Origin of the sequence: Rhizobium cauense, from assembly GCF_019511525.1 — a bacterium.
Classification (GTDB): domain Bacteria; phylum Pseudomonadota; class Alphaproteobacteria; order Rhizobiales; family Rhizobiaceae; genus Rhizobium; species Rhizobium cauense.
On the sequence record NZ_JAEUAT010000041.1, the window covers coordinates 1 to 11,104 of the forward strand.

11 protein-coding genes and 2 pseudogenes are annotated in these 11,104 nt (G+C 55.2%); all 13 read right to left on the minus strand.

Annotated elements, in window-relative coordinates:
* Positions 1–130, minus strand: a pseudogene (locus JNB88_RS32730) (IS5/IS1182 family transposase); the annotation flags it as partial.
* A 211-nt stretch (positions 131–341) separates the two neighbouring features.
* Positions 342–998: an acyl-homoserine-lactone synthase gene (gene traI, locus JNB88_RS32735; protein ID WP_220359110.1), complete on the minus strand. Its 657-nt coding sequence runs from the start codon at positions 996–998 to the stop codon at positions 342–344.
* Between the two features lie 128 nt (positions 999–1,126).
* Positions 1,127–2,347 carry an IncP-type conjugal transfer protein TrbI gene (gene trbI, locus JNB88_RS32740; protein ID WP_420832240.1) on the minus strand — a complete coding sequence of 407 codons (1,221 nt, stop codon included), beginning with the start codon at positions 2,345–2,347 and terminating at the stop codon, positions 1,127–1,129.
* A gap of 61 nt (positions 2,348–2,408) precedes the next feature.
* Complete coding sequence (locus JNB88_RS32745) at positions 2,409–2,849, minus strand: conjugal transfer protein TrbH (RefSeq protein ID WP_220359112.1); 441 nt, start codon at positions 2,847–2,849, stop codon at positions 2,409–2,411.
* A gap of 4 nt (positions 2,850–2,853) precedes the next feature.
* A complete protein-coding gene (gene trbG, locus JNB88_RS32750) occupies positions 2,854–3,666 on the minus strand; it encodes a P-type conjugative transfer protein TrbG (protein WP_220359113.1) in 813 nt (270 codons plus the stop codon).
* A 13-nt stretch (positions 3,667–3,679) separates the two neighbouring features.
* Positions 3,680–4,336, minus strand: coding sequence for a conjugal transfer protein TrbF (trbF, locus tag JNB88_RS32755; RefSeq protein WP_220359114.1), 657 nt, complete (start codon positions 4,334–4,336; stop codon positions 3,680–3,682).
* Between the two features lie 15 nt (positions 4,337–4,351).
* A complete protein-coding gene (gene trbL / locus JNB88_RS32760; protein WP_220359115.1) occupies positions 4,352–5,524 on the minus strand; it encodes a P-type conjugative transfer protein TrbL in 1,173 nt (390 codons plus the stop codon).
* On the minus strand, positions 5,524–6,282 hold the full coding sequence (gene trbJ, locus JNB88_RS32765; RefSeq protein WP_223217436.1) for a P-type conjugative transfer protein TrbJ: 759 nt from the start codon (positions 6,280–6,282) through the stop codon (positions 5,524–5,526). The genes trbL and trbJ overlap by 1 nt, the downstream gene beginning before the upstream one ends.
* A 7-nt stretch (positions 6,283–6,289) precedes the next feature.
* Entirely contained in the window at positions 6,290–8,746 is a 2,457-nt protein-coding gene (locus JNB88_RS32770; protein ID WP_220359117.1) for a conjugal transfer protein TrbE, read from the minus strand.
* Between the two features lie 10 nt (positions 8,747–8,756).
* Positions 8,757–9,056 carry a conjugal transfer protein TrbD gene (locus JNB88_RS32775; protein ID WP_220359118.1) on the minus strand — a complete coding sequence of 100 codons (300 nt, stop codon included), beginning with the start codon at positions 9,054–9,056 and terminating at the stop codon, positions 8,757–8,759.
* Positions 9,049–9,426 carry a TrbC/VirB2 family protein gene (locus tag JNB88_RS32780; RefSeq protein ID WP_220359119.1) on the minus strand — a complete coding sequence of 126 codons (378 nt, stop codon included), beginning with the start codon at positions 9,424–9,426 and terminating at the stop codon, positions 9,049–9,051. The genes JNB88_RS32775 and JNB88_RS32780 overlap by 8 nt, the downstream gene beginning before the upstream one ends.
* Before the next feature lies 1 nt (position 9,427).
* On the minus strand, positions 9,428–10,384 hold the full coding sequence (gene trbB, locus JNB88_RS32785) for a P-type conjugative transfer ATPase TrbB (protein WP_220359120.1): 957 nt from the start codon (positions 10,382–10,384) through the stop codon (positions 9,428–9,430).
* A 594-nt stretch (positions 10,385–10,978) separates the two neighbouring features.
* Positions 10,979–11,104: pseudogene (locus JNB88_RS32790) on the minus strand (IS5/IS1182 family transposase); the annotation flags it as partial.

An 11,104-nucleotide genomic window follows, 5' to 3' on the forward strand; every position in this document is an offset into this window, starting at 1 on the left:
GGCGGTATCCGCGAGTTCCTCGTCGACACACAATGCGATCCCGACATGATCGACCGCGTCATGGCCGATGAGATGAAACGGGGCCAATAGCTCTCGACACTCGAAAATGCCTTCGCCGGACGCTCACCAGCCTTCAAGGTCGCAATACAGTCGGAACCGGCATCATTTTCTTCTGAACCGAGATTGCATGTTACGGCACTTCACGCGACCTGAGTTCCAACCTCTCTGGAACCGGCCGGTGCAAAGCCGCCGGAGGTCGGCCTGACCCCCGGCGGCAGTCGTAGTCAAATGGTCGCTTCACGCGACCCTTGAAAGATCTCATCAAATGCGAGTATTAGGATTCAGACGCGGCTTCCTTCCACTGCAAACGGTTGCGAAAGCGACAGGCAGGCTTTGCCCACGATGGATAATTGACAATCTCGTGGTCGCAACCGTTCAAAGTACAGGGCATCGGCGCTAAGCAGACCGGCAACGCTCCTGGTCTCATTGATGATGACCGGCTTGCCAAGCCGTCTCAATGGCCAGCCGCATCGGCTAAGCAACCTCTCGAAACGAACATCGGTCGCAGTTGCTATTTCATTATAATCGTTGGCAAGACACCATTCGATAATGCCGGCAAACAAAGACAAGGTTGCTTGGTGAGCGCGGGCTGTGCTTCGTTCCCCGGCATGCGCGGTATCCACACAAAAGCGTGAGCTCTCGATCATCTTTTGATGCTTTGGAAGTTCGAGTCCGCCCAACAATTGCGGAAACACCCCCTCAATCATTGTTGGACCGTCCGCCGGCAACAGCCGGACTGAGCCAACGACCCGCCCTTCTGAGACAATGACCAGATATGTGGGGTCAAATAGATCATATTCGTCGTACTCACGATCAGCCCGACAGGTTACCTTCCAGCCAAGCCTGTCGCGAAACACGCGGGCCCTCAGTTGATGCATTTGATCAATTAAGGAATAATCAAAAGTCGTTTTTGGTTCTCGAATTGCAATCACTTCCATAATTTGAACCTCCTGTTTAAAACAGGAGCTATCGTGCATGTACAAAGTGTAACATCTAGACGCAAATCTGCGGGTAGTCGCGTCGAGAAAAAGTCTCTGCTGTAAGCACGTGCGAATTTCTATTTCGTTCAGTACGGTTCTGAATAGGCCTTGGGAAATATCATATCCTGATCGACCAAAACATTGAACTTGTATCCGGGCCGTATCTGCACCGTCGGCTGTACGTTCAGGTTCTTGGAAATTACCTGTTCGGTAACGCGGCCAAAGCTTTCCGCAAAGTTTCGGCGCGCTGCGTCAGAGGCCGTGTCTTGAGTTGCCCGTGTCGACGGTTCCGGAAGCGACAGGTCGATGCCAGTGCCGATGATCGCCACGAGAGCTGCAGAACCAAAGGTACGCCACAGGTGACGATCAACTTGATCCTTGAACCCACCATAGCCAGCCATATCGGTCCCGGCCATGCCACCAATCTGAAGTGTGGAACCGTCTGGAAATATGATGTCGGTCCAGACAACAAGCACCCTGCTTTGGCCAAAGGAAACCTTGGAGTCATATCGCCCGAAGAGTTTTGCTCCCTGTGGTATCAGCAATCGGTGGCCGGTCGCTGTATCGAACACGTTTTGGCTGACCTGTGCGCTAATCCGTCCAGGGAGATCTGAATTTATCCCCGTTATCAAAGTGGCCGGGATGACGGAGCCGCGTTTCAGCTCAAAGCGTGAGAGCCCCCCATTGAGCCGAGCTGGTAGATAACCCAGTTCCTCGATGTCCTGATTGAAGAAGCGCTCTTTCGAGCCCTGTTCATTGGGATCAAAGCTCTGCCCCGCGGCAGCATAAAGGTCGGAAGGCGCGAGTGTACGCACCTGCTCTTTTCCCGCGTCGTTGGACGGACGATCGTGTTGGGATATGTCGACTGTCAAGGGGGAGTCCAGTGCTGTGGCCTGCGCCTGCAGTCGAGCCATCCTCTGTCGGTGGACCTCACGAACAAACTGCTCATCCTGTTCTCGTTGCAGCCTTGCTCGCCATTCTTTCTCTGAGTCCATCTGAAGGCGGCGCTCGATCCGATCTATGCGCTGCGGCGCCAGCGCCGGTTTTTCATCACCGATCTGTACTTGCTCAGGGACTTTGGCTGCTTCAAGGGGCCGCCTTCCATCCTGCTCTCCTATGATCCCATCGGCGACACCTTGCTTCAACCGATCTCCAAAGTTTGTTGCCGGGGTGCCCGATGCGCTGCCGTTGTCGCCGGAATCGCTGAAATGCATTCCGCGCCAAGATAGTCCTATGACGACAACACCGAAAAATGCGAGCGCAACAAAGATACAAATCAAGATCGGCAGGCGGTTCAACCTCCTCATTCCTATGGAATGATCCGCTTCCGATGGAGGTGAGAGATGTAACTTGGCCATCTAATTCCTTTCAGTCCCCACGCACAATTGACAGCGGACTTCTCGGTGTGGCGCTTACCGCATCTACATCATAGGCGCGGCTTAGCCCAATCGACGGGGTCGAGATGCTGGCAAGAACCATCCCGTCTATCTTGTCGATCGTGTAGGCTAGTCTCGTCGGGGTCTCCTGATCGTGCTGATCCTTCTTGGCCACGACAGAGTATCCCCAGCCTCTCAGGGCGGCTTCAAGCGCTGCGGCGTACTTTCCCGAACCCTTGGCCATCTCGATCGACCTCACGTCCGCCTCGCCGTTCTGCTCGACAAAACGTCCCGCGAGATCACCGGCGATCGCGCTTGCCGCGGAGTCCGATATTTTAACCGGTGATGAACTGGAATCGATTGAAGGAGAAGTCGTCTGGCAGCCACTTGCAATGGTGCAGATCATGATTGTCAGAATATTAAGCCCGCGCATTGGCTCAGCCTCCCCGCCGGATGGTTACCTTCTGCTGCCGCCATCCGACACCAGAGACAAGAATCGCTTTGTCGACCGCATAGTCGACCGTCATTATGTCCTTCTTCATTCGATAGTTAACGATCCGGTTTTGGCCGCCGCTGACGACATAGAGTACCGGCGCGTCCTGACCGGCAATCGATTTGGGAAACTGGATGTACGTCTTTATGCCGTCCGAGTAGACGCGCTTTGGCTTCCATGAGGCGTTGCCGCTCACAGCGTAGGAGAAGTTCAATTTTTCCGGGACGGCAGCATCGGGTGAACCAGCAGCCTCTAGTCGCGCGTTCATGTCCGCAAGTTTGCTTGAGGCAACTTCCGGATATTCAAAGCCGACGCGAGCCATATACCGGCTAGGGTGCGATTTAAGCTGGATGTGGTAGGTGCGTCGTGACGTCGTAACGACCATCGACGTAATGAGACCATCTTCTGACGGTTTGACAATAAGGTGTATTGCCTGTCCACCTGTCGCGCCAGAAGTTGCCGGCTCAACTTTCCAGCGCACCGTGTCGCCTACCAGCACATCACGAACGATTTCGCCCCCTTGAAGCTCAATGTCGCAGACCTGCAGCGGTGAACAGACAACGGACGGTTGGGCCTCGCCAAAAAGAAAGACCACCTTGCCGTCTGCCCCTATCGTAACGAGGCCGGGACGACCACGCCACTTGCTCGAAATATCTGTTGCCTTGACTTCGGTTGCGGTCATCGTCTGCGCATCGGCGCCAAACGCAAAGACGAGCGAAACCAGGCAGCCTGCGGCCACCATCTTTGTTTTGTCCATTTCAAACTCCTGTCTAAAGCTGGGCTGTCCAGTCAAAATCCCGGATATAGAGGCCGATCGGGTTAAGGCGGATCGTAGCCTCGTCCTGCGGTACGGTCACCGTCACGGTGGCGATCCCGCGAAACCGTCGGGTAGCCGTCTCCCTTCCTTTCCGGTCGCGTTCGTATTCTGTCCAGTCGATCTGGTAAGTCTGCTTCGAGAGGGCCACGATATTTGTGGCTTCGATTGCGACTGTCGATGTCTTCGCCTTTTCGAACGGGGAGTTGCCGCGGAACCAGGAATTGATCTTCTCGGTCGAGGGATCCGAAGTGCGCAGAAGCGCGTAAGTCCGGTCGATATACTGCTTCTGAACAACAGCATCGGGCGTCACGCTACGGAAACTCGCAACGAAACTTCCAAGGGAAGCGCGCACAACGCGTGCATCGGCATATTCAATCTGCTCGGGAAAGCCTGCAGCAACTGATGTGCCCAGCTTGTCGACCTCGACAATATATGGAATGAGGCTGACCTGCGTGCTGAGGTAGAGTGCGTAGGTGAACCCGATAACCGCCATGCTCAACCCCAAAATGCCGACGATCCTCCATGCGCGGGCTTCCTGAACGTACGTTCCGTACCTCTCGGACCACTCCTGCCGGGCCGCCAGGTAAGGGTTATGGTTATGTTCGGTCACTGATTTCCCCCTAAGCTATCGCCTATCGTCACGCTCGGTCGTCGTTGCGCGGCTTGAACCCTTGCCACGGGCGTCGTCGAGCTTCGAGTTTGCAAGCCCAAGGACAGACCCACCATGGGCGCCCGGCGATCCGATCGCCTTTTCCTTTGCCGCTCCGCCGATGGCCTTTGCTCCGGCGCTCAATCCAGAAGCTGCCCCTTTCAAAGCCGCAGTAGCGAGCGACGACCCGCCTGATATTGCTGCTTTGGCAGCTGCAAAGGCAGCCCCCGCCGTTCCGGTTGCTAAAAAGGCGGCTCCGAGTGCAACCATTGCGCCCTGACCTCCGTGACGGATCGTCTCCATGCCGGTTGTGACAGAGACGCCCTGCACCACGCCTTGGATGATGTTCGGTACATACATGGATATGATGAAAACCACGATCGACGTCCCGGCTATCGCCAGCGCCGTCACCAACTGCTCTGACGTGCCCGTCGGCGCCTGAGAAAGGCCAAGAAGCACACTCGAGCCGATTTTCGCGATCATCACCAATGCCATGAGCTTCATGCCGACGCTAAAGGCGTACACAAGATAGCGGACGGCAAAATCCTTGGTAAATGAAGATCCCCCTAGCCCCAGCATGATCATGCCGGCCAAAAGGCCGAGGTACATCTCAACCATCACAGACACGAATATTGCAGCTACCAGCGAAAAGGAGACTACGACGATCGCCATCGCAAGTGCGACTACAATTGCCATTAAGTTATTTTCGAACAGTCCGAATCTCGCCTGTTGAGACATCTCGGACGCCACCCTGATGCCCGCATCGAAAATCTCGGCAGGCGACGCCGATCCATCCGCAGCACCAATTTGAAACAAACTGTCTACGACAGCTTTTGCAAAACTCGGTCCCTGCGCCAGAACAAAGGCGAAAAAGCCAATGAACATGATCCTGCGTGCGAGCTCTGCAAACCAGTTCTCGAGGCTTGCCGCCTGGAGCGCGAGAGATATGGCAGCAACGCCCATCTCAATCGACGCGAGGATCCAAAACAGAGATTGGGCGGCATCAAGAACCGTTTTCTCCCATCCCCTTGCGGCGGCAGAAACCTGATTTTGAAGTTCCGTGAGAACTTGGCCTTCTTGTGCATAAGCCGGCATAGAAAGTGCCAGAGCGATCCACGCAACAGAAATCGATCGAGTAAGAACAATCATTACCAGCGAGGCTCCATATCCTGACCTTGCGGAATTGGCTTTACCTCAGCATCGAAAAATCGTTCAAGACGGGCTTGACTTAGGTCTTGCTCGGTCTGCTCGCTCTGCAGCCAAGTGCTCATCATTGTGATTTGCTGTGAGATCAAACCACGCAATTTCTGCAATTGTGCCACCTGCTGGACCGCAATTTCATGTCCGACCTGGAGGGCCTTGAGCTGACCGTCCGCCGTCTCCGACATCGTCCGCAGCGACGTCATCGTATCTTCCTCATGATCAAACTGGTCTGCCGTTAGGCTTGCCGCTCTCAGCGCTCCGGCAATTGTCTCACGGTTGGTGTTGGACCAGGTCCCATAGATAGACGAGAAAGTTTCGTTTCCCGGCAAATTGGTTTTGAAATCAGCATAGCTTTTGAAGCGCTGCTGCAGAATATCGTCTGCATTGCCCATGGAGAAAGCAATGCCTTGGCCCTGATCCACAATGTCGCGCAACTCGTTGAGATCATGCTCGACCTGACCCCAAATGTGTGTTGGAAGCCGTGCCGTATTCTGCAGCATGTTTTCGTATATTTTGAGTTGATTCTGGATTTGCTCCGCCAGATGATTGATCTGGGTTATCTGGTTCTTGATCTGCTCTCCTGATTGGCCGACCAAGGACACCAGCTCACCATTGTTAAGCAATTGCGTCCACTCGGTCGCCGCGCCGGTAGCTGAACCGGCTGTGGCCGAAGTAGTCGTCAGGATGCAGGTGGCGAAAGCCATAAGTATCTTACCTTCCAAGCAGTGTAGCCGCATTGTGAACTCCCCTCGCTTCCAGCCAATGAACCGGCCATTCCGCTCCGTGGGTGGACGCCAGTGACTTCATCTGCTTGAGGTCCTCCTTGCCCGAAGCACCCACAAAGCTCAGTGTTAAAGGACCAAGTGACATGTCGAAAAGGCGACGGCCCTCCGGCGAAACGATGTAGTATTCGCGTTTTGGAAGAGCGGATGAGACGATGTCGATCTGACGGTCATTGAACCCGATGCGCTCATAGAATTCTCTCGTGCCGGGCTCCTTTGCCGCGCCGTTCGGCAGACAAATCTTAGTTAGGCAAGACTCCTTGAGGACGTCAAATATTCCAGAGCGTTCCGCGTCGGAAATAGATTGGGTTGCCAGAACAACAGCGCAATTGGCCTTCCGCAGGACTTTCAACCATTCGCGGATTTTTGCTTGAAAGACCGGATGCCCGAGCATCAACCAGGCCTCATCTATAATGATCAGGCTCGGAGATCCGTCCAGGCGCTGCTCGATCCGGCGGAATAGATAGGTTAGCACCGGGACGACGCATCTCTCGCCCATGCTCATCAAACTTTCGACCTCGAACGTCTGAAACGAAACCAGGGTGAGCCCATCCTGCTCGGCGTCCAACAGGTGACCCAGAGGGCCATTCAGAGTATATGGCTGGAGCGCGTCCTTGATCTGTCTCATCTGGACACCGCTTACGAAATCCGAAAGTGACCGTCCTGGAGACTTCGCCATCAAAGCGATCTGTCGGCCGATGGCGTTCCGGCAATCAGGCGTGACGGTCATACCCTGCAGGCTGATCAGAGTTTCGATCCATTCCATTGCCCATGCTCGATCCCCCTCAGTGGAAAGTTCTGAAAGCGGACAAAAGGCCAGGGGCACATTTCCCGATTCGTCGATGTCTCCCCCGATCTCGTAGTGATAACCGCCCGCTGCGAGCGTTAGCGGATAAAGCGAGTTTCCCTTGTCGAAGGCAAAGACCTGAGCTTGCTTGTAGCGCCGAAACTGGGCCGCGATCAGCGCCAGAAGTGTCGACTTCCCAGACCCTGTTGGCCCGAAGACTAGCGTGTGGCCGACGTCATCGACATGTAGGTTCAAGCGAAAGGGTGTTGATCCACTGGCGACTTGCATGAGGGGCGGCGAACCCACCGGATAAAACGGGCAGGGCGAAACCGGGTTTCCCGACCACACTGAGTTCAATGGGATCAGATCAGCAAGATTACTGGTATTGATCAACGGCTCTCGGACGTTGCAATACCAGTTACCCGGCAGACTGCCGAGATAAGCATCGGTCGCATTGAGGCTCTCGATGCGCGCCCCAAAGCCTTCTGCTTGGATATGCCGCCGAACGATCTCGGCCCTTTCCTGCAATGCCTCGTGATCATGGTCAAATAAAACGATGACCGGGGTGTAATACCCGTAGGCAACCAGCCCAGACGAAGCTTGCGCAATGGCATCCTCCGTCTCGGCGACCATCGCCATTGCATCCTGGTCCAGGGCGCGCGATTGCGTCTGAAACAACTGGTCGAAGAACGGCCGAACCTTTTGCTTCCACTTCCTGCGGGCCTGCTCAAGCCTCTGTCTTGCCTCTTCACTGTCAAGAAAGATGAAGCGGGAGGACCAGCGGTATGCCATGGGCATGAGATCAAGCGTGTTGAGGATGCCCGGCCAGCTTTCCGCAGGAAGGCCGTCGATAGCAACAACGCGAACATATCGACTGTCGACTATTGGCGTCAGTCCATGTTCAAGTTCAGCTGTTGCGACCCAGTCGAGATACATCGGTATGTCGGGCAGGCGGACCGGATGGCTTTCGCCACTGATGCAGAAACGAATGAACTGCAAGAGCTCATCGTACCGGACAGGCCGTGCCCCTGCGCGATCGAGCGTTTCGCGGGTTTCCATGCGCCGGATCGAGATGCTGCTCGAGAAATATTGCTCAATTTCTCGAATTTCTTTTTTGAAGACGTTTAGAACAACATCTGCGTACGATCTCTTTCGGCTTTGCGCATCAGCGTAAACATACTTGCTCAACGCGGCTTTGCGCGTTTCTACCGGCCTGTAGGTGAGGATGAGAGCATGTCGGCTCTCGAAATGCCCCTCATCCCGTTCGAAGTGTAATCGCCGCTCGGCATCAATCGCCTGAGTAACGGGATCTGGAAAGTAACATTGCGCGAGCGCTGGATAGTCCATGGTGGGAAGGCGGATAGCTTCGACCTGAATCATCCATCCGGTTCCTAAGCGCGCGAGGACAGCATTGATTTGTCGAGCGAGTTCGTTGCGCTCGAGGTTCGTTGCACTCTCTGCATCGGCGCCAGCAAAGTACCACCCGGCCATCAGGCTACCGTCCTTCAGTAGCATTATACCATTGTCGACGAGACCGGCGTAAGGAACGAGATCTGCAAAGGAAGGCCCTGTCGCGCGGAAGAACTTGAGAGCAACCATACCTGTCTCCTTAGTATCTACGCCAGGGCGCCGGTGTTGGCCGATATTGCGATCTATATGCGATATGGCGGATGTAAACTCGCCGCATGAGTGGGTCGGCCTTGGCGATGATGCGCAGAACGCCAGCAATTACGACCCAGACGGCCAGTCCAAACACGGCCGAATAGACTGTGAGAACGACAAAGATGAGGATGACCGCAGCAAGGCCTGTCACAAGCATCAGTTCGCGGTCTGCACCCATCAGCAGGTTCGGCCGCGACAACGCGCGATGAATGCGATTGCGGTGAAGTTCGAACACTGGCTCAACCATGAGACGTCACCAATGCTTCGATCTTCGATCTTGGTGTGTTGCCTGAAGGCGTTCCAATCGATGCGCCAGTGGCGCCGAACAGACCTACGATCGTAGTTGCTCCGAGCAGTACGCCGGCCACAAGCACTACGTAAACAAGACGCCTGGCGAAATCGTTTAGCTCTCCGCCGAATATGAGCATTCCGCCAGCAATGGCTACGGCAGCGAGCGCTATGTAACCGGCAACAGGACCCGTTATAGACTCTTGAATTTGCTCCAACGGAGCTTCCCACGGCAAGCCACCACCTGAACCAGATTGTGCTGGCGACCGCGAGATCATTAACGCGGCTACCGTCATCCCAAGCGACAATGTTCTCCGATTACGCTGCATCTCACTCATCCTCGTCAAAGGGTTTTGTCTGGTAGTATCCGTCGGCAAAATGCTCGACGCGCAGGATCTCGGTCACACGCCGACCGAGTGGCGTTCGCTCGATCGCTATGATTAGATCGACGACGTCTCCGATCACCGTAGGCATTGGCTGCTGACTGGCTTCGCCTGTGAGTTGCTCGAGCCGGTGGAGGGCCGAGAGAGCCGTATTTGCATGGATGGTGACAATCCCGCCGGGATGTCCTGTGTTCCAAGCCTTGAGAAGCGTAAGTGCCGCGCCGTCGCGGACTTCTCCGACGATGATGCGATCTGGACGCAGCCTCATCGTACTTTTCAAGAGACCGCATAAATCGACGCTGTCACAGGTGCGGAGGCAAACCGCATTTGAGGCAGTGCAGTTAATTTCTGCAGTGTCTTCAAGAATAACGAAGCGGTGCTGCGGGCACTGTTCAACCATCTCCGCCAGAATCGCGTTAGCCAGCGTTGTTTTGCCCGAGCCTGTTCCACCTGCAATTACGATGTTCATCTTGTTGGCTACGGCAGTGCATATGGCACGCGCTTGCTCAATCGTCATTGCCTCGCTCACCACGTAGTCATCAAGGGAAAAGACACGTGCAGCCCGGCGGCGGATTGTGAAAGAAGGACTAGCCACAACGGGCGGCAAGAGGCCCTCAAAGCGGTGACCGCCAATCGGAAGCTCGCCTGAAATGATTGGACGTCGCTCATCAGCGTCGGAGTTGAGAAGATGAGCAATGCTTCCAATCACCGTCTCAGCGGAAGACGGCGTGAGTTCGCCCAACAAATCAATCCCGCGCCCTGACTTTTCTACAAACAGTTTTCCATCTGGATTGAGCATCACTTCAACGACCTCGGGATCGTCTAAGGCAGAACAGACAAGGTCGCCCAGCGCATGCTGCAGCTTGGTGACTAATCTGAGCAGAGGTTTGTTATCTAGGTTCATCCTGGATCACTCAGATTTCCCGAGGGTGTATCGAGAGATATCGATCACTGGGTAATTACCCTGCGGTGGTTGACTGACGACAACTTCAACACACAAGGGAGTTGCGCGGCTAGTCGCAACTTTGCGGGTAACTGGCAAAGGCACGTCAAGCCGCGGCCGTGCACGCGGCGGGCCGCAAGTGAACACGTGGAGACCACAAGGACAGGGAGCCTATGGGAACTGGAGAAACGGTCCCCATATCCGCCTCCTCAATCATTGGCCCGGTCGCTGGGGCTATTCTCGTAAGGGGCCCTCTCACGACCGATCAACAGAATGGGAAAAGGAGAATGATTGACCGCCGGCAACGCGATAACGCCTTCCCTGTCATCCTCAACATTAAGGCCATGCCCAATGGTGAACCTGTGGCGGACATATCGAGCGAAGTCCGCTTATTGCGGAACAGAGAGCTATGCTCGGTCGTGCCTTGTGGATGTGGCTAGAGAAGAATGGCTACAGCCCGGAAGCCGCGACGCCAGCCGTAAGACCTTGGCTGTCGATGGGTAGTGTTGACGTCACCGACGAGCACAACCGGGCACGCTCAAAAGAAACGGCCTGCTAGGACGTGGACTCGCAAACTGAATTGATCCAAATTCTTGTCGCAACGAGTTTCAGTGCAGCAAGGTAATTGTCAGGGCGGCGGTCGTAGCGCGTGGCCAAGCCCCGCATGTGTTTGATACGATT

Bases quoted from the DNA above. Each gene is read 5' to 3' on its own strand.
- traI (WP_220359110.1), bottom strand. From the start codon at position 998: ATGGAAGTGATTGCAATTCGAGAACCAAAAACGACTTTTGATTATTCC.
- trbI (WP_420832240.1), bottom strand. From the start codon at position 2,347: ATGAGGAGGTTGAACCGCCTGCCGATCTTGATTTGTATCTTTGTTGCG.
- JNB88_RS32745 (WP_220359112.1), bottom strand. From the start codon at position 2,849: ATGCGCGGGCTTAATATTCTGACAATCATGATCTGCACCATTGCAAGT.
- trbG (WP_220359113.1), bottom strand. From the start codon at position 3,666: ATGGACAAAACAAAGATGGTGGCCGCAGGCTGCCTGGTTTCGCTCGTC.
- trbL (WP_220359115.1), bottom strand. From the start codon at position 5,524: ATGATTGTTCTTACTCGATCGATTTCTGTTGCGTGGATCGCTCTGGCA.
- trbJ (WP_223217436.1), bottom strand. From the start codon at position 6,282: ATGGCTTTCGCCACCTGCATCCTGACGACTACTTCGGCCACAGCCGGT.
- JNB88_RS32770 (WP_220359117.1), bottom strand. From the start codon at position 8,746: ATGGTTGCTCTCAAGTTCTTCCGCGCGACAGGGCCTTCCTTTGCAGAT.
- JNB88_RS32775 (WP_220359118.1), bottom strand. From the start codon at position 9,056: ATGGTTGAGCCAGTGTTCGAACTTCACCGCAATCGCATTCATCGCGCG.
- JNB88_RS32780 (WP_220359119.1), bottom strand. From the start codon at position 9,426: ATGCAGCGTAATCGGAGAACATTGTCGCTTGGGATGACGGTAGCCGCG.
- trbB (WP_220359120.1), bottom strand. From the start codon at position 10,384: ATGAACCTAGATAACAAACCTCTGCTCAGATTAGTCACCAAGCTGCAG.